Here is a 21,676-nt window from a genome sequence, read left to right as displayed (position 1 = left end):
ACGGCAACGGCGGTGCGGCCGACAACGGTGGTGGCAACGGCAACGGCGGTGCGGCCGACAACGGCGGTGGCAACGGCAACGGTGGCGCGGCCGACAACGGCGGTGGCAACGGCAATGGCGGCAATGGCACCGGTGGCGACGGCGGCGGCTGCACCGTCGACCTCGACGGCACCGTGTGCGCGGACAACACCGACACCGACTCGGTCGGCAACCAGCCGGTCGAGCAGGGCAAGGGCAAGGACGAGCTCGCCGAGACCGGTGCGGCTGAGACCACGTTCCTGCTGGTCGGCGCCGCGACGATGATCGCCGGTGGCATCGGCTTCCGGATCCTGCCGCGTCTGGTGAACGGCCGTACGGTCGCCTGAGGCCTCTGGCTGCCAGGTACACCTACGTACACAGAAGGGCCCGGGGCATGCGCCCCGGGCCCTTCCGCGTACTTCTCACTCCCGCCGTACGGGCGGCTGCGGGCAGCTACACGGTCTGGTGCGCCAGCAGCGCCAGCGCGCCCACCAGCACCACCAGCAGGGCGACCAGCATCGCCGGGCTCAGCCCCGCGAACGCTCCCTGGCCCTGATCCTGCTGCAGCCGTGCGCGGCTGGCCCGGCATACGGGGCATCGGCCCTCGTTGACGGGCGCCGCGCAGTTTGCGCACACCAGTCGGTCATAGGTCATGCGCTTTCCTCCTCCCGCGCGGCGGAGCCGCATACGCCTTCTCTCCGCACAACGCTCCTGGAAACGCATCCGTTCCCCCTCCACTGTGCCAGGTCGCGCGGAATTCGGCGCGGCCCGCCCGGGAACGCCCGGTCCGTTCCGGTTCCGGTTGCGCCCTCACCCGTTTCCGTTCCGCCATAAATCGCCCATCACGGGACGCGCGCCTGCACGGCTGAGCCCGGTTCGCGTATGGTCACGCACACCTACTCCCGGCCGACCGTGGTGCATCCGTGATCCGATTCGACAACGTCTCCAAGACCTACCCGAAGCAGAGCCGTCCCGCTCTACGGGATGTGTCGCTCGATATCGAGAAGGGCGAGTTCGTCTTCCTGGTGGGCTCCTCCGGCTCCGGCAAGTCCACCTTCATGCGACTCATCCTCCGTGAGGAGCGCGCCAGTCAGGGCGCGGTCCACGTCCTCGGCAAGGACCTCGCGCGCATGTCCAACTGGAAGGTGCCGCACATGCGCCGCCAGCTGGGCACCGTCTTCCAGGACTTCCGTCTGCTCCCCAACAAGACCGTTGCGGAGAACGTGGCGTTCGCCCAGGAGGTCATCGGCAAGCCGCGCGGCGAGATCCGCAAGGCGGTTCCGCAGGTCCTCGACCTCGTCGGGCTCGGCGGCAAGGAGGACCGGATGCCCGGTGAGCTCTCCGGTGGTGAGCAGCAGCGCGTGGCGATCGCGCGGGCGTTCGTGAACCGTCCCATGATGCTGATCGCGGACGAGCCGACCGGCAACCTGGACCCGCAGACCTCCGTGGGCATCATGAAGCTTCTGGACCGGATCAACCGGACCGGGACCACCGTCATCATGGCGACCCACGACCAGAACATCGTCGACCAGATGCGCAAGCGCGTCATCGAGCTGGACAAGGGCCGTCTCGTACGCGACCAGGCCCGCGGCGTCTACGGCTACCAGCACTGAGCACCGAGCACTGAAAGGACGCCATGCGCGCCCAGTTCGTCCTGTCGGAGATCGGCGTCGGCCTCCGTCGCAACCTCACGATGACTTTCGCGGTCGTCGTCTCCGTCGCCCTCTCGCTCGCCCTGTTCGGCGGCGCGCTGCTGATGCGCGAACAGGTCAGCACGATGAAGGACTACTGGTACGACAAGGTCAATGTCTCGATCTTCCTCTGCAGCAAGAGCGACGCGGAGTCGGTGCCGAAGTGCGCCAAGGGCGCCGTCACCGCGCAGCAGAAGAAGGAGATCGAGGACGACCTCCACAAGATGAAGGTCGTCGACACGGTCACGTACGAGTCGGCCGACCAGGCGTACAAGCACTACCAGGAGCAGTTCGGCGATTCGCCGATGGCCGGCAACATCACGCCGGACCAGATGCAGGAGTCGTACCGGGTCAAGCTCCACGACCCGAAGAAGTACAAGGTCGTCGCCACCGCCTTCGCCGGACGTGACGGGGTGCAGTCGGTTCAGGACCAGAGAGGGATCCTGGACAACCTCTTCGGTCTGATGAACGGCATGAATGTGGCCGCGCTCTTCGTGATGGCGCTGATGCTGGTCATTGCGCTGATGCTGATCGTGAACACCGTCCGCGTCTCGGCGTTCAGCCGGCGCCGCGAGACGGGCATCATGCGGCTCGTCGGCGCCTCCGGCTTCTACATCCAGATGCCCTTCATCATGGAGGCAGCGTTCGCCGGTCTCATCGGTGGCGCGCTCGCCTGCGTCATGCTGCTGGCCGGGCGGTACTTCCTGATCGACGGCGGACTGGCGCTCGAGTCGAAGCTCAACCTGATCCACTTCATCGGCTGGGACGCGGTCTTCACCAAGCTGCCGCTGGTCCTCGCGATCGGTCTGCTGATGCCTGCCGTTGCCGCGCTCTTCGCGCTCCGCAAGTACCTCAAGGTGTGACATGAGCCCTGTGGGGCGTGCGGCCCAACCCGCCGTGCGCCCTCGGGGCGTTGTCCTAGACTCGTCGCCATGTCGGGCCCTACGCATCGTCTCCCGCCCCGCGGCTTCGGCCGCGGGGCGGCCCTGACATTGGTCTTCGCGAGCGTCCTCGCCACGGCCGCGGCCACCGGGTCGCTGCCGCAGGACGAGGAGAGGGCCGCGGCGATGAAGGCCCGTTCCGTCGCCTCCACCGTCGACCGCGACGAGATTGCCGCCGCGGCGGCCGAGGCGATGGCCGACGGCAAGTCGAGTACGGAGGCGGCCGAGGCGGTCGTCAGCCGCAGCGGGGACCGCTGGGGCGCGGTGTACGACGAGCGGGAGTACGAGGAGTTCGAGCAGGCCCTCGACGGCTCCTACACGGGCGTCGGCCTGGCCGCGAAGCGATCCGCCGACGGACTGGTCGCGGTGGCCCGGGTCCAGCCCGGCGGCCCCGCCGACCTGGCCGGCATCGAGCCCGGCGACCTGCTCCGTACCCTCGACGGACGCCGGATCGACCGGCGCCCCGTCTCCGAGGTGGTCGCCCTGCTGCGCGGGGACCGTACGAGCGCTGCCGTGGGCACCGCCGTGGTGTTGGTGGTCCAGCGCGGCGTCACCGGCCCGGCCAGGACACTGACGCTGACCCGGGCCCGGCTCACCACCGAGGCCGTCACGGTCCGCAGGCTCGGGGCGAAGCATCTTGGACCGGACCGTTCCGATTCCTCCGCGGCTGTACTGATCAAGGTCGACTCGTTCACCAAGGGCTCGGGCGCCAGGATCCGTGACGCCGTCCGGGACGCACCGGCGGGCGCCGGGGTGCTGCTCGATCTCCGGGGCAACTCCGGAGGGCTGGTCACCGAGGCGGCGGTCGCCGCCTCCGGATTCCTCGACGGCGGACTGGTCGCCACCTACGACGTGCACGGCGTGCAGCGCGCCCTCTACGCCACGCCGGGCGGTGACACGGACCGCCCGGTCGTCGTCCTCGTCGACGGCGGCACCATGAGCGCGGCCGAGCTGCTGACCGGAGCCCTCCAGGACCGGGGCCGTGCCGTCATCGTCGGCTCGCGCACCTTCGGCAAGGGGTCCGTGCAGATGCCCAGCAAGCTCCCGGGCGGCTCGGTGGCCGAGCTGACCGTCGGCCACTACCGTACGCCGGCGGGCCGCAGCGTCGACGGCCGCGGCATCACCCCGGATCTCGTGGTCAGCTCCCGGGCCCTCCGGCGGGCCGAGACAGTATTGAGTGGCCTCGGGGGCGGGTCGTAGTGCGAAAATGGCCACACTATGGCTAAGGAAAAGGACACAGGGCGCAAGCTCATCGCGCAGAACAAGAAGGCGCGGCACGACTACCACATCCTCGACACCTACGAGTGCGGTCTCGTACTGATGGGCACCGAGGTCAAGTCGCTCCGGCTGGGCCGGGCCTCGCTGGTGGACGGCTTCGTCCAGATCGACGGGCACGAGGCGTGGCTGCACAACGTGCACGTCCCCGAGTACGTGCAGGGGACCTGGACCAACCACTCCGCCAAGCGCAAGCGCAAGCTGCTGATGCACCGGGCCGAGATCGACAAGCTGGAGTCGAAGGCGCAGGAGACGGGGCACACGATCGTGCCGCTCGCGCTGTACTTCAAGGACAGCCGGGTCAAGGTCGAGATCGCGCTCGCCAAGGGCAAGAAGGAGTACGACAAGCGGCAGACGCTGCGGGAGAAGCAGGACCTGCGCGAGACGAACCGCGCGATCTCGGCGGCCCGGCGGCGGCAGCGGAGCGCCTGAGCGGGGCCGGCCCGGAATAGGCTGGCACCGTCGCACGTTGGTCACGTACGATGGCACTGCACTCCACAGCGGGTGCGCGCATTTGAAAAAACAACATGGGGATGATCGGTTTCGACAGCGGATGTCGAAGCAGGGGAAGCGTGTCGAGGAAGCGGCAATGATCTCGTAAACCATATGTCGCAACCAATAATCGCCAACACCAAGCGCGATTCCTTCGCCCTCGCTGCCTAAGTAGCGACTTGCGAAGTGTCAGCCCGGGGGTGATCCCGACCCGGATCCTGGCATCATCAAGGGATCTAAACTTCTAGGCCCGGTCACGGGGCCTGGAAGGAAATCAAACAGTGACTGAGCCCGTCGGAGACTTGTTCGCGTGATTTCCGGGGCCGAGAAAAGCGCAGCGAACTGCACACGGAGAAGCCCTGATTCTGCACCGTTGGACGCGGGTTCGATTCCCGCCATCTCCACAATTCCCATGTGAACGAGGACCCCGTTGCCCACCGGCAGCGGGGTCCTCGTTCTGTGTGCGGGTACGGCGCCCTCGCGCCGGTGCGGGGTCACGCGCCGTTCCCGCGCACGCGGATCCCGGCCGCCGCCACCGCGAGGGCCAGCCCCGCCGCGCACACCGGCACCAGGTACGCCGTGACCGTCCCGGCGTGCTCGACCATCCAGCCGCCGGTCGCCGAACCGGCCGCTATTCCGCCCAGCAGCGCGGTGACGGAGAGCGTCATGCCCTCATTCAACTGACCCTCGGGGGTCAGCCGCTGCACCAGCGTCATCCCGGTGACCATCGTCGGCGCCGTCGCCGCGCCGGCCAGCAGCAGACTTCCGGCCAGCGCAAGCAGCGAATCGGCCGAGGCGGCGGCGAGCAGCGGCAGGGACATCAGCGCCGTCATCCCCGCCAGGCACCACAGGAGCCGCCGCCGGATGTCCACGGCCGGGCGCAGCGACCCGTACAGCAGTCCCGCCACGCAGGAGCCGCCCGCCTGGAGTGCCAGGACCGCGCCTCCGGCGTGCGCGATCGTGACGACCTCCATGGCGCCGAAGACCGCGCCGGTGGCCAGGAAGGCGGCGAGCAGTGCGGGCATGCCCCGGGTGCGCAGCGGGGAACCGGCCCGTGTGCCGGGCGCCGCCGGGGGTTCGGTGGCGCGCTGAGCGGCGAAGATGAGCATGCCCGTCATCAGCAGCACCGCACCGATGAGTGTCCCGGCCTCCGGGAAGAGCGCCGCGCACAGGAACGCGGCGAGGGCCGGGCCGAGCATGAAGCACAGCTCGTCCGCGGCCTGTTCGAAGGAGTTCGCGGTGTGCAGGGCGGCCGGGTCGCCGCGGTGCAGATGGGCCCACCGGGCGCGGGACATGCCGCCGGTGTTGGGGGTGGTGGCGGTCGCGGCGTAGGCGGCGAAGAGTGTCCAGGCCGGGGCGTCGTAGTGCACGCAGAGCAGCAGCGCGAGCGAGCCGAGTACGGCGATCGCGGTGGCCGGCACGGCGATCCGGGCCTGGCCGTACCGGTCGACGAGCCGGGCCGTCCAGGGCGCGACCACGGCGGTCGCGGCGAGCCCGGTCGCGGTGACCGCCCCGGCCAGGGCGTACGAACCGCGCGACCCGGCGATCATGACGATCGCGCTGACGCTGAACATGCCCATCGGCAGCCTGGCGATCAGATTGCCCGCTGTGAAGGCGCGGGCGCCGGGGGTGGCGAGCAGTCGGCGGTACGGGTTGGTGGAGGCGCGGCGGACGGGAGCGCCGGCCCGCGGGGCGATCACCAGCATGCCTCCGGAGACGGCATGCAGGGGCGTGGTGGGAGTGTCGTACGGCATGGCTCAACCTTCGCGGTGGCCGGCCCGGGCGGTCCAACACCTGCTCCGCACCCATTCACGCACCTGTGTTGTAAATTCGGGCCCGTGACCTCAGCCGACATCGATCCGCGGCTGCTGCGCGCCTTCGTCGCCGTCGCCGAGGAGCTGCACTTCACCCGTGCCGCAGCCCGGCTCTACCTGGCCCAGCAGGCACTCAGCCGCGACATCCGCAGACTGGAGCGCAGGCTCGGTGCGGAGTTGTTCGTACGGAGCACCCGCCAGGTCTCCCTCACACCCGACGGCGAACGGCTGCTGCCCCAGGCCCGCCAGGTGATCGCCGCCCACGAGGACCTCCGCGCCGCCTGGGCGGTGCAGGCGCGCCCGCTGCTGGTTGACGTCAGCGTCCCGATCGGGACGGGTCACCGACTGCTCGGCCTGGCCCGCGACGAGGCACCGGGAGTGGAGTTCGTGGCGCGCTATCTGAGCGGGCTGACGGGGGCGGCGGCGGAGATCCTGGCCGGGCGGCTCGACGTCTCCTTCGGCCGGGTCGCCGGGCTGGATCCGGCGGTACGGGCGGGGCTGGCGCATCAGCCGGTCTGCTTCGAACGGCTGACCGTCCTGCTGCGCGACGACCATCCGCTGGCCTCGCTCGCCCAGGTCCCGATGGGGGCGCTGGCGGGGGAGCGGCTGTACGCGGCGGCGGGCAACCCGGCCACGGCGGAGTGGACCGACCTCGCGGAGCGGCTCTTCGCGGGGCGGGGGATCGAACTGGTGGCCCCGTTCCCGGAGATCGTGGGGGAGGAGGAGTTCGTCCGGGTGGTGCGGAAGCAGGGCTGGTCGGTGCTGGCGAGCACCGAGTTCATCGAGGTGCCGGGGATGGTCATACGGCCGTTGGTCGACCCCGTACCGCTGTCACCGGTGTCGCTGGTGTGGCGCAAGGGGCTGAAGCACCCGGGGGTGGACGCGCTGCGGCGGGTCGCGGCGAGGGTGACGGCGGCGGAACGGGGGCTGGAGGCACCCGCCGGGAGCTGGCTTCCCGAGGGCGATCTGGCACTGATGTCGCAGAACTGATGGCGCAGAGGTGAAGGGGTGGCCCGGAGGCGGCTCAGCGGGTCGGGCGGCTGCGGCGACGGCCGCCGGAGAACGCCAGGCCGACGAGTCCGGCGACGAGCACCACGAACGGGACGGCGGCAGCCACCGGTCCCGCGTCCTCGATGCGCTCACGCAGCGAGGGGACCTGAGCCAGGGCGAAGAGGCCGATGCCGGCCATGCCGATCCCCCAGGCCCGGGGACGTGCGACGTATCCGGACAGCCACGGAGGCAGCCATCGCAGGACTGCCGCGGCGCAGCCGGACAAGGTGGCCGCGAGGCCGACCGTGATGAGGATGACCGACATGCCGTTCTCGATTCTCGTGAAGTGCCCGCACGATAGGAACACTCGTCCGGGAGGAGGGGCCGATTGGCCGATTGGTTGCCCGACGATCCATCAACTCCCGAACGGATAAACATGGATCGGGCGTGCAGTTTTGGGCCTGTCGACCGTCCCGGGCCGTGTGAAAACGGTACATCTCGCACCGCGAGCATCACCCTTTCAGGGCTATTTTCGTCAGCTTCGTGCACCACATTCATCCTCCGGGTGCAAGGTGCTGAGGGGCGCGCGGACTGGGTGGGGGCCCGGTTCGCCGGTACGAGACCGGCTCAAACGTGCGCGCCCGTTTATCCGAGTGGGAGTTGTGCCTACATCCGTGGAAAATTGGCGTGAAGGTGCCCGGTCCGGGCACACGCACGAATGGAACGACGTCACCGTCCAGCGCGACGGTCTCGGGCGTCAGCTCTCCGAGCTCGCGGTCGAGCCGGGAGCCCCCGAAGGCTCCGACGGTCCGGTCTTCGTCGACGAGAGCGGCCGGCGCAGCAAGACGTTCAGGCGTCTGGGCTGGGTCCTTGCCGCAGTCTGCGCCTGTTACGCGGTGACGCTGGTCGTCGCCCTGCTCAGCGGTAATTCCACTGCGCCGTGGCTGCCGCTCTCCGGCCAGAAACAGCACAAGAAGGCGGAAGAGGTCCGGGTGCCGCCCACTCCGTCGGGCAGCGCGCCCACGGTCGTGCCGGTGGGCGGGGCACCGGGCGCCACGGTGGCGGATCCGGTGACCGACGTCCGCGCGAAGCCTTCGGGCAGTGCGGGGTCCAGCGCCCCGTCCGCGTCCGCGTCCACCAAGGCCCCGTCGAAGCCCACCGTCGGTGCCACCCACACGGGTGGCACCGGCGGCGGCACGAAGCCCCGCCCGGCGACATCGGCCCCCGAGTCGCCCGCAGCCACCACGACGCCGCCCGTCGACCCCGGCCCCACGCCGTCGCCCACCCAGCCCACCCAGTCCCCGGATCCTCCCGTGGAAGAGCAAGAAGGCACCCACTAGATGACCACCCCCGCCTCGCGGGGCAGGCACATCCGACAGAAGCGGAACAGGCGGCACAGGTTTCCCATGCGCTATCTGCTGCCGTCCGTATTCCTCGTTGCCCTGCTCGCCATGCTGATGCTGCGCGGTTACGTGCACAGCGAAATCCTCGCCGACCACCGCATTCAGGCCCCGGCGGCCACGGACCGTGTGCCCGACACAATCCTCGACGGAGGTCCGGTCATCGATGCCCGGAGCGCCACCGCGCCCGCCAAGTCGCTGACCGTCCCCGGTCACCGGATCGTGCTGACCTTCGACGACGGCCCCGACCCGGTGTGGACCCCGCGGGTCCTCGACGAGCTGAAGAAGTACCGCGCGCACGGCGTCTTCTTCGTCACGGGAACCATGGCATCGCGCTACCCCGGACTCGTCCACCGCATGGTCGAGGAGGGGCACGAGGTCGGGCTGCACACCTTCAACCACCCCGATCTCTCCTACCAGTCCCACTCCCGTATCGACTGGGAGCTGTCCCAGAACCAGCTGGTGCTGGCGGGCGCGGCAGGTATCCGCACGTCCCTGTTCCGGCCGCCGTACTCGTCGTTCGCCGACGCGATGGACAACAGCTCCTGGCCGGTCACCCAGTACATCGGCGCCCGCGGCTACCTCACCGTCGTCAACAACACCGACAGCGAGGACTGGAAGCGCCCCGGCGTCCCCGCGATCATCGAACGGGCCACGCCCAAGGACGGCAAGGGCGCCGTCATCCTGATGCACGACTCGGGCGGCGACCGGTCCCAGACCGTGGCCGCGCTCGGCGAGTTCCTCCCGCGCATGCAGCAGCAGGGCTACACGTTCACCAACCTCACCACCGCTCTCGGTGCCCCCAGCGCGCACACCCCCGTGACCGGGCTCGCGCTGTGGAAGGGCAAGGCGTTCGTGTACGCCGTCGGCCTCTCGGAGAACCTCACCGACGTGCTGGTGGTCGGGCTCGCCCTCATCGGGGTGCTCGTCCTCATCCGCTTCGGCCTGATGCTGCTGCTGTCCTACCTGCACACCCGGAAGGTCCGAGGGCGGGACTTCGGCCGGGGACCCGCGTACACCCGCCCCGTCTCGGTGCTGGTACCCGCGTACAACGAACGCGAATGCATCGCCAACACCGTGCGCTCCCTGGTGGCGAGCGACCACCCCATCGAGATCGTCGTCATCGACGACGGCTCCACGGACGGCACGGCGGACATCGTCGAGGCGCTGCGGCTGCCGAACGTCCGCGTCATCCGCCAGCGCAACGCCGGAAAGTCCGCCGCCCTCAACAATGGCATCGCACACGCCCGTCACGACATCGTCGTGATGATGGACGGCGACACGGTCTTCGAACCCTCCACCGTCCGCCAACTCGTCCAGCCGTTCGCCGACCCGGAGGTGGGCGCCGTCGCCGGGAACGCCAAGGTCGGCAACCGTGACTCGCTGATCGGTGCCTGGCAGCACATCGAGTATGTGATGGGCTTCAACCTCGACCGCCGGATGTACGACATGCTGCGCTGCATGCCCACCATCCCCGGCGCGGTCGGCGCCTTCCGCCGCGATGCGCTGGACCGGATCGGCGGCATGAGCGAGGACACCCTCGCCGAGGACACCGACGTCACGATGGCGCTGCACCGCGACGGCTGGCGGATCGTCTACGCGGAGGACGCCCGCGCCTGGACCGAGGCGCCGGAGACCGTACAGCAGCTGTGGTCGCAGCGGTACCGGTGGTCGTACGGCACCATGCAGGCGATCTGGAAGCACCGCCGCGCCGTCATCGAACGCGGACCGTCCGGCCGCTTCGGGCGCGTCGGCCTGCCGTTCGTCGCCCTGTTCATGGTCGTCGCCCCGCTGCTCGCGCCCCTCATCGATGTCTTCCTGCTGTACGGGCTGGTCTTCGGCCCCACTCAGAAGACCGTCGTCGCCTGGCTCGGCGTCCTCGCGGTGCAGGCCGTCTGCGCCGGGTACGCCTTCCGGCTCGACCGGGAACGCATGACGCATCTGATCTCGCTGCCCCTCCAGCAGATCCTCTACCGGCAGCTCATGTACGTGGTGCTGCTCCAGTCCTGGATCACCGCACTGACCGGCGGCCGGCTGCGCTGGCAGAAGCTGCGCCGTACCGGAGTGGTGGAAGCACCCGGCGTGATCGTGAGCCAGCGCAGGCGTGTCAACGATCGGAGGCCCGTCGCATGACGAGCAACTACACCCCCGCATTCCCCCCGCCCCACCCGGTCCCGGCACCGGTGCCGGTGCCGGTGCCGGGACAGTCCGCCGCACCGTCGTCGGAGGCCACCGCCCCGCCCGCCCCGAAGAGGCCGGGCCGAGACCGCTACCTCGACCTGCTGCGCGCCGTCGCCCTCGTCCGTGTCGTCGTCTTCCACATCTTCGGCTGGGCCTGGCTGACGGTCGTGTTCCCCTCCATGGGGGTCATGTTCGCCCTCGCGGGGTCGCTGATGGCACGGTCACTGGACCGCCCCGCCCCGGTTGTCGTCCGCGCCCGGCTCCGCCGTCTGCTGCCCCCGATGTGGGCGTTCGCCGCGGTCGTCGTCCCGGTCATGTTCGCCCTCGGCTGGAAGCCCGTGAAGGAGGAGGGCATCTGGTGGTTCATCAAGCTGGGCTGCTACCTCCTTCCGGTCGGCGCTCCGCCGTATCCCTGGGAGAGCGGATCGGCGGGCGGCTTCCTGGAGGTGTCTTGGGCGGACCAGGCCGTCGGCCCGCTCTGGTACATCCGGGCCTACCTCTGGTTCGTGCTCGCCTCGCCGCTGCTGCTGAAGGCCTTCCGCAGGATGCCCTGGCCGACGCTGCTCGCCCCGCTCGGCCTCACCGCCGTGTTCGGCACCGGACTGGTCACCGTCCCCGGGGAGACCGGCGAGGGGATCGTCGACTTCGCGGTGTTCGGCTCCTGCTGGATTCTCGGCTTCGCCCACCACGACGGGCTGCTGAAGAAGATCCCGCGCTATCTGGCGGTCTCGCTCGCCGCGCTCACGATGGCGTTCGGACTTTGGTGGGCCTCGGCGCATCTGACGGAGGAGGGCTGGAATCTCGACGAGATCCCGCTGGCCCAGGCGACCTGGTCACTCGGCTTCTGCGCGATCCTGCTCCAGTACGCACCGTCCTGGCAGCAGCTCCCCGGCAGGCTGGCCCGCCTGGACCGCCTGATCACCCTCGCCAACAACCGTGCGGTGACGATCTACCTCTGGCACAACCTGCTGATCATGGCGACCTCGCCGCTCATCGACCAGTTGTGGACCGTCCCCTGGGTCGGTGATCACCTCGGTACGTACATAAGCGACTCGTACGCGGAACTGATGCTGTTCCTGGTCTGGCCGCTGCTGGCGCTGATGATCCTCGCGGTCGGCTGGGTCGAGGACGTCGCGGCGAAGCGCAGCCCCCGGCTGTGGCCGACCGGTGCGTCCAGGAGGTCGACCGGTGCGTCCAGGAGACGGAGGAAGGCACCGGCCCCGCGGTGACCGTCCCCCTCCTCACCGGGCCGCCGCCGGTCCGGTGAGAGCAAGATTGCCCACACTGCCGTGGCAGGCCCGGGCATCGGACCCACGGCCGTCAAGCGCGGCTACCAGCCGGCGCTGGACCCGGCTGCGGACGTCACGTATGCGGGCTCCTCAGGACGCAGACGGGCCATCAGGACCGAGGCGCGCAGGAGCAGGGCGAGCGCGCCGGTGCACAGGACGGCCCGCACGGCGTTCCAGGCGACCCACGCGTCCTCGAACCGTTCCCGCACGGCAGCGGGATCGGTGATCCGTGCCGGATTCCCCGCGTCCGCAAGGGCGTTGTTGAGCGGGACGGAGACCCCCGAGGTGAGCAGGAAGGCAACGGCGTACACCGCGAGCGCGGCGAGGATCCACCGGCGGGGGCCGGGGGAGTGGCGCTGTTGCCAGGCGGCTACGCCGGTGAGGATCAGCGCCCCGAAGAAGCCGGCGAAGAAGACCGGGTTCTGGATGACGTCATTGATGTTCTGCATGACCTCGATGAACGTCCGGTCGTCGCTGCGGCCGAGCGCGGGCATGACCGCGTACGAGAAGACCTGGAACGCGCCGGCGACCAGGCCGGTGGCGACGGCCGCGCCGCCGAGGACGAGGTGGTGGAGGCTGCTGGTGGGACGAGTGGTTGTCATGTCTTCCAGTGAAGTCGCGTGGGCGGCGGCGCTCCATCGTTCAGACGCGCAGCTCCATACGCGGGCGTCCAGGACGGACCCGGGACGGCCGGCGCGGCGGACCGCAACGGATGCGGGAGCGGAACGACCGGCGGAAACCGGCGTCGTGAAGGGATTTGGGGGTGAGCGCGGTCGTGCGGGCCGGAGTCACGCCGGGCTACCGTGCGGGGATGATCCATGACACTCACCGGCTCGACGCGGAAGTACGACTCCGTCCCGCCACCCCGGGCGACGCCGCCTCGCTCGCCGACGCACTGACTCGCAGCCGTACGTACATGCAGCCCTGGGAACCCGTACGGCCCGACACCTTCTACACCGAGCAGGGCCAGCGGGAGCGCCTGGCCTCGATATTGGCGGACCGTGAGGCGGGGCGGGTGATGCCCTGGGTGATTGCCGACGCCGAGGACCGTGCGGTCGGCGGTTTCACGCTCTCCAACATCGTGTTCGGGCCGTTCTGCAGCGCTGTGCTCGGCTACTGGGTCGATGTCACGTACGCCGGACGCGGTCTGGCCACCGCCGCCGTGCAGCGGATCTGCACCGTGGCCAGGGACGAGCTGCGGCTGCACCGGGTGGAGGCCGGGACCGTACTCGACAATGTGGCATCCCAGCGGGTGCTCACCAAGTGCGGCTTCGAGGAGTTCGGTACGGCTCCGCGCTATCTGCACATCAACGGCGAGTGGCGGGACCACCGGCTGTTCCAGCGGATCCTGCACGACGGCCCGCCGGCAGGCTGAGTTTGTCGGCGCTGCGCGCTCCCGGCCGGTCTACGCCGCGTGCCGGACGTGCAGATGCCCGTCGAGCGGCCATGGCGCGCGGGCCGGGAGGATCTCCGCGAAGGCGTATCCGCACTTGACCGCGACCCGGCACGACGCCTTGTTGTCCTCTTGGTGGATCAGTTCGAGCCGTCGAAGGCCGTCCTCGGCGAAGGCGGTGAACGCCCAGCCGGTGAGCGCTTCGACCGCCTGCGGGGCGATCCCGCGCCCGCGCGCCCACACCGCTGTCCAGTAGCCGACCTCGGCCGAACCGGATCCGGGGTGCGGGTACTTGAGCACCACATTGCCGACCAGCTCGTCGCCGCGCTCCGTGTCGACGACGGCGAAGTTGAACAGGGTGCCGGTCTCCCGGCCCTCGGCCTGCATCCGCAGCCAGCGTTCCGCCTCCGCCTCGTTTGTCACGACATGCCACAGCCGGTTGCGCATCGTCGGATCGCGGTACGCCTCGACCAGCGCCGGTATGTCGTCCTGGCTCCAGGGTCGCAGCAGCAGGGCTCCGGCCGAGAAGGCGGCCGCGCGGAGATCGTCGCTCATGCCCCCACCGTACGCGGGGAGTTCGGCGGCGGTTGGAGGGGTTACGGGCCGGGCCGCCGAGGGGCACTCTGGTGGTGGCTCCCACCGGCGAACTCCGGAGGCGGTGACATGCGCATGGTGTCGGGTAGCGGCTCGTGCGACTGGCGGTTCGACTCCGGGCGGCTCTGCCTGGACCTGGTGGCGACGGGGATCGGAACCTCCGGCGCCTGCGAACTGCTCGACGGGACCGACCGGCTCGCCGACTGGCTGGTGGCCGCCGGACTCGTACCGGAGGGCACATGTCTCGACGCCGTCGACGACACCTGGCTGCTGAACTTCCGCCTGTTGCGGACGGGCGTCGACCGGCTGCTGACCGCCGAGCTCGGCGGTCGTGGCGCCGAGGGCGTGCTGGAGCGGGTCAATGAACTCGCCGCCGCGCCGCCGCCGGGACTGCGGGCGGTGCGCACCGGGAACGGTGTTCTGGTACGGGCGTTCAGTGCCGAGCCCGAGTGCGGGGCGCTGCTGGCCGCCATCGCCCGCGACGTCGTGGAACTCCTGACGGACCCGGAGGCCCGGGCCGGGCTCCGCCGCTGCGAGGGCGGCACCTGCCGACGGCTCTACCTCGACACGTCACGGGGGAGGCGCCGCCGGTGGTGCTCCAGCGAGGTGTGCGGGAACCGGGAGCGGGTGGCCCGGCACCGGCGGCGGGCGGCGGCGCTCACGGCCCCGGCGGACGTGTCCGCGTGAACCGTCGTGCACAGGTACATCGTGTCCACGTAAAAATCTCGAACGGCTTTGAATGGATCGCGGCCCGCCTCCGTATTCGATGACCGAGGAGCTCTACAGGTCTCGAACGGGAGGTTCGGGTGCGCAAGGATGCGGCCGTGGCCGATGACCGTCCGCACAGGGCTCGACATCGCAGTGAACCGCCCCCGTCACCCTCCGCCGTTCCGGACGAGGAACTGATGCGGGCGCTCTACCGCGAACACGCCGCACCGTTGCTCGCGTACGTGCTCCGCCTCGTCGCCGGCGACCGTCAGCGGGCCGAGGACGTGGTGCAGGAAACGCTCATCCGTGCCTGGAAGAACGCCGGTCGGCTCAACCGGGCGACCGGTTCTGTCCGCCCCTGGCTGGTGACGGTCGCACGGCGCATCGTCATCGACGGCCACCGCAGCCGGCAGGTCCGGCCGCACGAGGTCGATCCGTCGCCGCTGGAGGTCATTCCCGCGGAGGACGAGATCGACAAGGCGTTGTGGCTGATGACTCTCGCGGATGCGCTCGACGATTTGACCCCTGCCCATCGGGAAGCGCTGGTCGAGACCTACTTCAAGGGACGTACGGTCAATGAGGCCGCCGAAGTGCTCGGCATACCCAGCGGCACGGTGCGGTCCCGGGTCTTCTACGCACTGCGTTCGATGAAGCTCGCACTCGAAGAGAGGGGGATCACGGCATGAGCGACCACGAGTGGGAGCCTTTCGGGCCGCGGCCGACCGGTCCCTCCAGCCCCACCGGCCCCACAGGTCCGCGTGGCCGCCCCGTGTTCCCCCTCGGTCCGGGCAGCTGCGGCGGCCCCGATGGCTTCGGAGGTTCCGGTTCCGGCGCGGCGGCGGAAGGGCCGGAGCACGACGCCGCCGGTGCGTACGTCCTGGGCATCCTGGACGACGCCGAAGCGTCCGCCTTCGAAGCACATCTGGCGGGCTGCGCGCTCTGCGCCGCCCATCTCGACGAGTTCGCCGGGATGGAACCCATGCTCGCGATGCTCGCCGAGGCCCCCGCCACCGTGCCGGGCGCCCGTCCCGTCCCGTACGTCCCGGAGCCGCCCGCACCCCGGGTGCTCGACCGGCTGGTCGACGAGGTCGCGGCCGAACGGGCCCGGCGCAGGCGACGCGGCAGGTATCTGGTGGCGGCGGCAGCGGCGCTGATCATCGGCGGTCCGGTCGTCGCGGTCATGGCCACCGGCGGCGACAGCGGCCCGACCCAGGCAGCCGACCCGAACCCCACCAGCCCCGCCGAGGACGCGTTCTTCCACCACATGCAGGAGAAGGTGCAGGCGACCGACCCCACCACCGAGGTCGCCGCCACCGTCGGTATGGAGAAGAAGGCGTGGGGCACGCACGCGGTGCTGGAGCTCAGGAACGTCAGGGGTCCGCAGAAGTGCAGCCTGATCGCCGTGTCCAGGAGCGGCGAGGAGGAGGTCGTCACCTCCTGGTCCGTCCCGAAGTGGGGCTACGGCATCGAGGACTCCACGCACCCGTCCGCGAAGTACCCGCTCTACGTCCACGGCGGCGCGGCGATGGACCGCGCCGACATCGACCATTTCGAGGTGCGGACCTTCGACGGCAAGAGGCTGGTGGACATCGACGTGTAGGGACGGCAGCAGGAAATCGGGCCGTGGACGCACCCGCCATCGGGGTCCGACGCGCAATCGATACCTGCGACGCGCATGATCGGGGCCCGCCGCAGATGCGCGGCGGGCCTCCTTCGCATAAGGTTGACGGCTGCCCAATGCACGTCAGAAGGGGGCCTCGGTGGCCGCGCAGGATGCCGCTGTCGATTCGTTGCGGGACCGGGAAATCGGTGTCGAGCAGAAACATCTCGACCGTGTTTATCACCGCCTCGAGGAGAAGATCCACGAGGCGGAATTCCTCATGAACGATGCCGTCAAGCGCGGTCAGGTCGGAACCCCGGGGGCGCTCGCCGAGCGCGACGCCCAGGTGTTCCGGGCCGGGATCCACCTCAACCGGCTGAACAGCGAGTTCGAGGACTTCCTCTTCGGCAGGATCGATCTGCTGCTCGGCAAGGACGGTGAGCGCGGTCCGGACGGCGCGTACACCTCCGTCGAACCCGCCGACGACGCCGTACGCGACGACAGCACCGCCGACATCGCGGAGACGCTCCACATCGGCCGGATCGGGGTCCTCGACGCCGACTACGCACCGCTGGTCATCGACTGGCGGGCACCGGCCGCCGCGCCGTTCTACCGGTCGACGCCGAAGGATCCGGGCCGGGTGGTGCGACGCCGGGTCATCCGCTCCAAGGGCCGCAAGGTCCTCGGGGTCGAGGACGACCTCATGCGCCCGGAGCTGGCCGCGTACAAGGACGGCCACAAGCTGCCCGTGATCGGTGACGGTGCGCTGATGGCGGCGCTCGGCCAGGCCCGCAGCCACACCATGCGGGACATCGTCTCCTCCATCCAGGCCGAGCAGGACCTGGTGATCCGGGCGCCCGCCGCCTCCGTCACCGAGGTCTCCGGCGGTCCCGGCACCGGCAAGACCGCCGTGGCCCTGCACCGCGCCGCGTACCTGCTCTACCAGGACCGGCGGCGGTACGCGGGCGGCATCCTCGTCGTCTCGCCGACCCCGCTCCTCGTCGCGTACACCGAAGGGGTGCTGCCCTCGCTGGGAGAGGAGGGGCAGGTCGCGATCCGCGCGGTCGGCTCGCTCTCCGACGAGGCGGCGGGTGTCGAGGGCGCCACCACGTACGACGAACCGGCCGTCGCGCGGATCAAGGGCTCCTCCCGGATGCTCCAGGTGCTGCGCAAGGCGGCCCGCGGGGCGCTGGAACAGCCGCGGACCCCGGGTGCGCCGCAGAACGAGCAGGACGGCCAGCTGTCGTTCGGCGAGCCCGACGAGTCCGGGGACGGGGCTGCCGCGCCCCTCACCACCCCCACCCGGCTGCGCGTCGTCGCCTTCGGTGCCCGCGTGGAGCTGAACGCCGACGAGCTGCACCGCATCCGGCAGTCCGTCCTCGGCGGCACCGCCCCGGTCAACCTGCTGCGCCCGCGTGCCCGCAGGCTGCTTCTGGACGCCCTGTGGAACAAGTCCTCCGGCCGGGGCCGCTACACCGACCCGGAACTCGCCGCGGAACTGCGTACCTCCTTCGACGAGGACGTTTCCACCGAGACGCCGTTCCTGCAGTTCCTGGACGCCTGGTGGCCCGAGCTCACCCCGCGCGGGGTGCTCGCCGCGATGGCCGACGAGAAGCGGCTCGGCCGGTGGGCGCGTCGGGTCCTCAACCAGGGCGAGGTGCGCCGCCTCGCCCGCTCGCTGAAGCGGCTGGACAGCGCCGGCCAGGGCCCCCTGTCCGTGCACGACGTGGCGATCCTCGACGAGTTGCACACGCTGCTCGGCACCCCGCACCGGCCGAAGAAGAAGCGCGAGTTCGATCCGCTGGACCAGCTCTCCGGTCTGCAGGAGCTGATGCCGCAGCGCGAGGAGACCCAGCGCGAGCGGGCCGAGCGGCTCGCGGCGGAACGCACGGAGTACGCGCACGTCATCGTCGATGAGGCACAGGACCTGACGCCCATGCAGTGGCGCATGGTCGGCCGCCGCGGACGGACGGCCACCTGGACGATCGTCGGCGACCCGGCGCAGTCCTCCTGGTCGGATCCGGACGAGGCGGCTCAGGCGCGCGACGAGGCACTCGGCAGGCGCCCGCGCCGTCACTTCACGCTCACCGTGAACTACCGCAACCCGGCGGAGATCGCGGAGCTCGCGTCGAAGGTGCTGGCGCTCGCGATGCCCGGCATGGAGTCCCCGGCCGCGGTCCGCTCGACGGGCGTGCAGCCCCGCTTCGTGGCCCTGCGCGACGGCGATCCGGCCGGGACCGTACGGGAGGAGGCGAGGCGGCTCCTCGGCGAGGTGGACGGCACGGTCGGTGTCGTCGTCGCGATGCACCGGCGGGCGCAGGCCCAGAAGTGGCTGGCGGAGCTCGGCGACCGGGTGGTGGCGCTGGGCAGTCTGGAGGCGAAGGGCCTGGAGTACGACGCCACGGTGGTCGTCTCGCCCGCCGAGATCGCGGACGAGTCACCGGCCGGTCTACGGGTGCTGTACGTGGCGCTGACCCGGGCGACGCAGCAGCTGACCGTGGTGTCGGGGGAGCGGGACCTGCCCGACGAGGACGGTGTGCCGGACCTGCTGAGGGACTGAGCCGGAGGCGGGCGGAGGCGGGCGTGGACCGGCGGGGAGAAGTCGACCCGAGATGGGGGAATCACTTTTCCGGGGTCTTTGTTAGATTGGTGTCGGCACCGGCTCGATCCAAGCCCCCGGGCCCAACCTTCGTCGCTACGAGCGACCACTTGCCGCGAGGCGAGCATGGCGGGTCGGTGCCGCTCACGTGAAAAGACAGACCCGCGTCACCTTCCGGTGGCGCGGGTCTGTTCTCGTTTGCGGCCCTGGCGTGTCCGTCCCCCCGGTGGGGGGTTCCGCTCAGCACCTCTTATCTCGTATGGTGGAAACTACTTTCCGAAACGCGGCAGTCATTACCGGCTACTCATCAGTAGGTGCGAATATCGGGAAGCGTGTCCGAGGCGAACGCCCCGGCCGCGTGGCAATGAAGCTAGGGAAAGCGAAGGACTCGGCCATGGCAACGGCGCCCAGCGTCTCGTACTCGATGACGGTCAGGCTGGAGGTGCCCGCGAGCGGCACAGCAGTCTCCCAGCTGACCACGGCCGTGGAGTCCTCCGGCGGTTCGGTCACCGGCCTCGACGTGACCGCTTCCGGTCACGAAAAGCTCCGGATCGACGTCACCATCGCGGCCTCCTCCACCTCGCACGCGGACGAGATCGTCGAAGGTCTGCGCGACATCGAGGGCGTCGTGCTGGGCAAGGTCTCCGACCGTACGTTCCTGATGCACCTCGGCGGCAAGATCGAGATGGCGTCCAAGCACCCCATCCGCAACCGTGACGACCTCTCGATGATCTACACCCCGGGTGTGGCGCGGGTCTGCATGGCGATCGCCGAGAACCCCGAGGATGCCCGCCGTCTCACCATCAAGCGCAACTCCGTCGCAGTTGTGACGGACGGCTCCGCGGTGCTCGGCCTCGGCAACATCGGCCCGATGGCGGCCCTGCCGGTCATGGAGGGCAAGGCAGCCCTCTTCAAGCGGTTCGCCGGCATCGACGCCTGGCCGATCTGCCTCGACACCCAGGACACCGACGCGATCGTCGAGATCGTCAAGGCGATCGCCCCCGGCTTCGCGGGCATCAACCTGGAGGACATCTCCGCGCCCCGCTGCTTCGAGATCGAGGCACGGCTGCGCGAGGCTCTCGACATCCCCGTCTTCCACGACGACCAGCACGGCACCGCGATCGTCGTCCTGGCCTCGCTGACCAACGCACTGCGCGTGGTGGGTAAGGGAATTGGTGACGTGCGGGTCGTCATGTCCGGCGCCGGAGCGGCCGGTACGGCCATCCTCAAGCTGCTCATCGCCGCGGGCGTCAAGCACGCTGTCGTCGCCGACATCCACGGTGTGGTGCACGCCGGCCGTGAGGACCTGCTCTCCGCCGACGCCGACTCGCCGCTGCGCTGGATCGCCGAGAACACCAACCCCGAGTCGATGACCGGCACCCTCAAGCAGGCGGTCGTGGGCGCCGACGTCTTCATCGGCGTCTCCGCTCCGAACGTGCTGGACGGCGACGACGTCGCGGCGATGGCGGACGGCGCGATCGTGTTCGCGCTCGCGAACCCGGACCCCGAGGTGGACCCGGCAATCGCTCGCCAGACCGCAGCAGTTGTCGCCACCGGCCGCTCCGATTTCCCGAACCAGATCAACAACGTGTTGGTCTTCCCGGGCGTCTTCCGCGGTCTGCTGGACGCTCAGTCCCGCACGGTCAACACGGAGATGATGCTGGCCGCGGCCCGCGCCCTCGCCGACGTCGTCGCCGAGGACGAGCTGAACGCCAACTACATCATCCCGTCGGTCTTCAACGAGAGGGTCGCGGGAGCGGTGGCCGGAGCCGTCCGGAACGCCGCGAAGGGCGTCGGGGGCGCTGTGACGGGCCCGGGGGACCTCGGCTGAACCCCACCCCTCACAGAACCCGCCACGGCCCCTGCCGGCGTCGCCCACGGCCGCGGTGCCCCCCACGTCGGCCTGACCGACGGCGCGTCGCGTGTCGCGGCACCCCAAACACCCCTTTAGGGTGGGCGGGCAGCGAGCCCCGCAGAGGTCCGCAACCGCTGCGGACCGCTTCAGGGAGTCGACGGAACGTCACCACGACGAGGCAGTGGCGCTTTTCGTGTGACTCCGGAGGGTGCCGGATTGGCTTTCCCGCCGCAGGTGGGGGCAGGATGCTTCCTCAGGACTACGTCCAGGGGAGACCCCACAAGGCGCGAGGTCTAATGACAGACCCGGTTTCGGGGACTGTCCGAGGGCCCTGGCAGCATCGGCTTCGATCTCACGCCTCACAGGCAAGAAGAACACGGGAGTAACAACATGAACCGCAGTGAGCTGGTGGCCGCCCTGGCCGACCGTGCCGAGGTGACCCGCAAGGACGCCGACGCCGTGCTGGCCGCGCTCGCCGAGACCGTCGGTGAGATCGTCGCCAAGGGCGACGAGAAGGTCACCATCCCCGGCTTCCTGACCTTCGAGCGCACCCACCGTGCCGCTCGCACCGCTCGTAACCCGCAGACCGGCGACCCGATCAACATCCCGGCCGGCTACAGCGTGAAGGTCTCCGCGGGCTCGAAGCTCAAGGAAGCCGCCAAGGGCAAGTAGGCCCCGTAGGCGCGACGGAGGGCGGTCACCCCGACCAGGGTGACCGCCCTCCGTCGTACCGCCCGCAGAAGCGGCCCTGAGCCCTTCGGCGGCCGCCGGACCCTTCCGGCGAATGAAAACGGGGGCCCGGGGGCAGCCCGACGCTGTTGGTCACCAACAGCGTC

Annotated in this window: 21 protein-coding genes and 1 other RNA gene; 17 read left to right on the top strand and 5 right to left on the bottom strand. The window is 70.1% G+C overall.

From position 1 onward, the window contains the following. On the top strand, window positions 1-365 hold a 365-nt coding region (locus tag ACNPQM_RS30920), incomplete at its 5' end, for an LPXTG cell wall anchor domain-containing protein (protein WP_418086556.1). A gap of 106 nt (window positions 366-471) precedes the next feature. On the opposite strand, the gene ACNPQM_RS30915 is transcribed toward ACNPQM_RS30920, so the two are convergent. Beyond that, window positions 472-672: a hypothetical protein gene (locus ACNPQM_RS30915; protein WP_418086555.1), complete on the bottom strand. Its 201-nt coding sequence runs from the start codon at window positions 670-672 to the stop codon at window positions 472-474. Window positions 673-941: 269 nt separating this feature from the next. Between ACNPQM_RS30915 and ftsE the strand changes: the two genes are divergently transcribed. The 5 genes from ftsE to ssrA all read left to right on the top strand — a co-directional run bounded on the left by ftsE (window position 942) and on the right by ssrA (window position 4,824). Continuing rightward, window positions 942-1,631 (top strand): cell division ATP-binding protein FtsE, encoded by a 690-nt coding sequence (ftsE, locus tag ACNPQM_RS30910; RefSeq protein WP_418086554.1) that lies wholly within the window; start codon window positions 942-944, stop codon window positions 1,629-1,631. Window positions 1,632-1,654: 23 nt separating this feature from the next. Then, complete coding sequence (gene ftsX, locus ACNPQM_RS30905; protein WP_418086553.1) at window positions 1,655-2,572, top strand: permease-like cell division protein FtsX; 918 nt, start codon at window positions 1,655-1,657, stop codon at window positions 2,570-2,572. A gap of 69 nt (window positions 2,573-2,641) precedes the next feature. Next, window positions 2,642-3,850 carry a S41 family peptidase gene (locus ACNPQM_RS30900; protein ID WP_418086552.1) on the top strand — a complete coding sequence of 403 codons (1,209 nt, stop codon included), beginning with the start codon at window positions 2,642-2,644 and terminating at the stop codon, window positions 3,848-3,850. 18 nt (window positions 3,851-3,868) lie between these two features. Further along, a complete protein-coding gene (smpB, locus tag ACNPQM_RS30895) occupies window positions 3,869-4,357 on the top strand; it encodes an SsrA-binding protein SmpB (protein ID WP_358859319.1) in 489 nt (162 codons plus the stop codon). Window positions 4,358-4,454: 97 nt separating this feature from the next. After that, window positions 4,455-4,824: a transfer-messenger RNA gene (ssrA, locus tag ACNPQM_RS30890) on the top strand. A gap of 87 nt (window positions 4,825-4,911) precedes the next feature. On the opposite strand, the gene ACNPQM_RS30885 is transcribed toward ssrA, so the two are convergent. Beyond that, window positions 4,912-6,123, bottom strand: coding sequence for an MFS transporter (locus ACNPQM_RS30885; RefSeq protein ID WP_358859359.1), 1,212 nt, complete (start codon window positions 6,121-6,123; stop codon window positions 4,912-4,914). 132 nt (window positions 6,124-6,255) lie between these two features. Between ACNPQM_RS30885 and ACNPQM_RS30880 the strand changes: the two genes are divergently transcribed. Beyond that, window positions 6,256-7,221: a LysR family transcriptional regulator gene (locus ACNPQM_RS30880; RefSeq protein WP_358859318.1), complete on the top strand. Its 966-nt coding sequence runs from the start codon at window positions 6,256-6,258 to the stop codon at window positions 7,219-7,221. 34 nt (window positions 7,222-7,255) lie between these two features. Here ACNPQM_RS30880 and ACNPQM_RS30875 read toward each other — a convergent pair whose 3' ends face one another. Next, a complete protein-coding gene (locus tag ACNPQM_RS30875) occupies window positions 7,256-7,546 on the bottom strand; it encodes a hypothetical protein (RefSeq protein WP_358859317.1) in 291 nt (96 codons plus the stop codon). A gap of 349 nt (window positions 7,547-7,895) precedes the next feature. On the opposite strand from ACNPQM_RS30875, the gene ACNPQM_RS30870 reads away from it, so the two are divergent. The 3 genes from ACNPQM_RS30870 (at window position 7,896) to ACNPQM_RS30860 (ending at window position 12,031) form a co-directional block, all read left to right on the top strand. After that, on the top strand, window positions 7,896-8,561 hold the full coding sequence (locus ACNPQM_RS30870; protein WP_418086551.1) for a hypothetical protein: 666 nt from the start codon (window positions 7,896-7,898) through the stop codon (window positions 8,559-8,561). Window positions 8,562-8,627: 66 nt separating this feature from the next. Beyond that, the gene (locus tag ACNPQM_RS30865; protein ID WP_418086568.1) at window positions 8,628-10,754 is read left to right on the top strand and encodes a bifunctional polysaccharide deacetylase/glycosyltransferase family 2 protein; all 2,127 of its coding nucleotides are present in this window, start codon (window positions 8,628-8,630) and stop codon (window positions 10,752-10,754) included. Further along, window positions 10,751-12,031, top strand: a complete 1,281-nt coding sequence (locus tag ACNPQM_RS30860) for an acyltransferase family protein (RefSeq protein WP_418086550.1) — start codon at window positions 10,751-10,753, stop codon at window positions 12,029-12,031. Before ACNPQM_RS30865 ends, ACNPQM_RS30860 begins: the two co-directional genes overlap by 4 nt. Window positions 12,032-12,132: 101 nt before the next feature. Here the strand turns inward: ACNPQM_RS30860 and ACNPQM_RS30855 are convergent, their stop codons facing one another. Then, the gene (locus ACNPQM_RS30855) at window positions 12,133-12,693 is read right to left on the bottom strand and encodes a DUF1772 domain-containing protein (protein WP_418086549.1); all 561 of its coding nucleotides are present in this window, start codon (window positions 12,691-12,693) and stop codon (window positions 12,133-12,135) included. Window positions 12,694-12,902: 209 nt separating this feature from the next. On the opposite strand from ACNPQM_RS30855, the gene ACNPQM_RS30850 reads away from it, so the two are divergent. After that, entirely contained in the window at window positions 12,903-13,466 is a 564-nt protein-coding gene (locus ACNPQM_RS30850) for a GNAT family N-acetyltransferase (RefSeq protein WP_418086548.1), read from the top strand. 30 nt (window positions 13,467-13,496) lie between these two features. Here ACNPQM_RS30850 and ACNPQM_RS30845 read toward each other — a convergent pair whose 3' ends face one another. Beyond that, window positions 13,497-14,039, bottom strand: coding sequence for a GNAT family N-acetyltransferase (locus ACNPQM_RS30845; protein ID WP_418086547.1), 543 nt, complete (start codon window positions 14,037-14,039; stop codon window positions 13,497-13,499). Window positions 14,040-14,153: 114 nt separating this feature from the next. Between ACNPQM_RS30845 and ACNPQM_RS30840 the strand changes: the two genes are divergently transcribed. From ACNPQM_RS30840 to ACNPQM_RS30815, 6 genes are all read left to right on the top strand, one after another. Beyond that, a complete protein-coding gene (locus tag ACNPQM_RS30840; protein ID WP_418086546.1) occupies window positions 14,154-14,765 on the top strand; it encodes a CGNR zinc finger domain-containing protein in 612 nt (203 codons plus the stop codon). 119 nt (window positions 14,766-14,884) lie between these two features. Then, window positions 14,885-15,472, top strand: coding sequence for a sigma-70 family RNA polymerase sigma factor (locus ACNPQM_RS30835; protein ID WP_418086545.1), 588 nt, complete (start codon window positions 14,885-14,887; stop codon window positions 15,470-15,472). Next, complete coding sequence (locus ACNPQM_RS30830) at window positions 15,469-16,386, top strand: anti-sigma factor family protein (RefSeq protein ID WP_418086544.1); 918 nt, start codon at window positions 15,469-15,471, stop codon at window positions 16,384-16,386. The genes ACNPQM_RS30835 and ACNPQM_RS30830 overlap by 4 nt, the downstream gene beginning before the upstream one ends. A 160-nt stretch (window positions 16,387-16,546) precedes the next feature. Then, window positions 16,547-18,946 (top strand): HelD family protein, encoded by a 2,400-nt coding sequence (locus tag ACNPQM_RS30825; RefSeq protein ID WP_418086543.1) that lies wholly within the window; start codon window positions 16,547-16,549, stop codon window positions 18,944-18,946. A gap of 433 nt (window positions 18,947-19,379) precedes the next feature. Beyond that, window positions 19,380-20,816, top strand: a complete 1,437-nt coding sequence (locus tag ACNPQM_RS30820) for an NAD-dependent malic enzyme (RefSeq protein WP_418086542.1) — start codon at window positions 19,380-19,382, stop codon at window positions 20,814-20,816. Window positions 20,817-21,230: 414 nt separating this feature from the next. Next, window positions 21,231-21,512 carry an HU family DNA-binding protein gene (locus ACNPQM_RS30815; RefSeq protein ID WP_003968811.1) on the top strand — a complete coding sequence of 94 codons (282 nt, stop codon included), beginning with the start codon at window positions 21,231-21,233 and terminating at the stop codon, window positions 21,510-21,512. The last annotated feature ends 164 nt before the right edge of the window (window positions 21,513-21,676 follow it).

The sequence above is a fragment of the Streptomyces sp. NPDC056231 genome, from assembly GCF_048270745.1.
Classification (GTDB): domain Bacteria; phylum Actinomycetota; class Actinomycetes; order Streptomycetales; family Streptomycetaceae; genus Streptomyces.
Note: the sequence above shows the minus strand (reverse complement) of the source record. Positions and strands in the feature narration are given on the sequence as shown.

What these genes read in the sequence shown, in the direction of transcription:
- ftsX (WP_418086553.1), top strand. Translation starts at nt 1,655, where the DNA reads ATGCGCGCCCAGTTCGTCCTGTCGGAGATCGGCGTCGGCCTCCGTCGC.
- ACNPQM_RS30865 (WP_418086568.1), top strand. Translation starts at nt 8,628, where the DNA reads ATGCGCTATCTGCTGCCGTCCGTATTCCTCGTTGCCCTGCTCGCCATG.
- ACNPQM_RS30860 (WP_418086550.1), top strand. Translation starts at nt 10,751, where the DNA reads ATGACGAGCAACTACACCCCCGCATTCCCCCCGCCCCACCCGGTCCCG.
- ACNPQM_RS30915 (WP_418086555.1), bottom strand. Translation starts at nt 672, where the DNA reads ATGACCTATGACCGACTGGTGTGCGCAAACTGCGCGGCGCCCGTCAAC.
- ACNPQM_RS30830 (WP_418086544.1), top strand. Translation starts at nt 15,469, where the DNA reads ATGAGCGACCACGAGTGGGAGCCTTTCGGGCCGCGGCCGACCGGTCCC.
- smpB (WP_358859319.1), top strand. Translation starts at nt 3,869, where the DNA reads ATGGCTAAGGAAAAGGACACAGGGCGCAAGCTCATCGCGCAGAACAAG.
- ACNPQM_RS30885 (WP_358859359.1), bottom strand. Translation starts at nt 6,123, where the DNA reads ATGCTGGTGATCGCCCCGCGGGCCGGCGCTCCCGTCCGCCGCGCCTCC.
- ACNPQM_RS30815 (WP_003968811.1), top strand. Translation starts at nt 21,231, where the DNA reads ATGAACCGCAGTGAGCTGGTGGCCGCCCTGGCCGACCGTGCCGAGGTG.
- ACNPQM_RS30875 (WP_358859317.1), bottom strand. Translation starts at nt 7,546, where the DNA reads ATGTCGGTCATCCTCATCACGGTCGGCCTCGCGGCCACCTTGTCCGGC.
- ACNPQM_RS30900 (WP_418086552.1), top strand. Translation starts at nt 2,642, where the DNA reads ATGTCGGGCCCTACGCATCGTCTCCCGCCCCGCGGCTTCGGCCGCGGG.
- ACNPQM_RS30840 (WP_418086546.1), top strand. Translation starts at nt 14,154, where the DNA reads ATGGTGTCGGGTAGCGGCTCGTGCGACTGGCGGTTCGACTCCGGGCGG.
- ACNPQM_RS30855 (WP_418086549.1), bottom strand. Translation starts at nt 12,693, where the DNA reads ATGACAACCACTCGTCCCACCAGCAGCCTCCACCACCTCGTCCTCGGC.
- ACNPQM_RS30850 (WP_418086548.1), top strand. Translation starts at nt 12,903, where the DNA reads ATGATCCATGACACTCACCGGCTCGACGCGGAAGTACGACTCCGTCCC.
- ACNPQM_RS30845 (WP_418086547.1), bottom strand. Translation starts at nt 14,039, where the DNA reads ATGAGCGACGATCTCCGCGCGGCCGCCTTCTCGGCCGGAGCCCTGCTG.
- ACNPQM_RS30820 (WP_418086542.1), top strand. Translation starts at nt 19,380, where the DNA reads ATGGCAACGGCGCCCAGCGTCTCGTACTCGATGACGGTCAGGCTGGAG.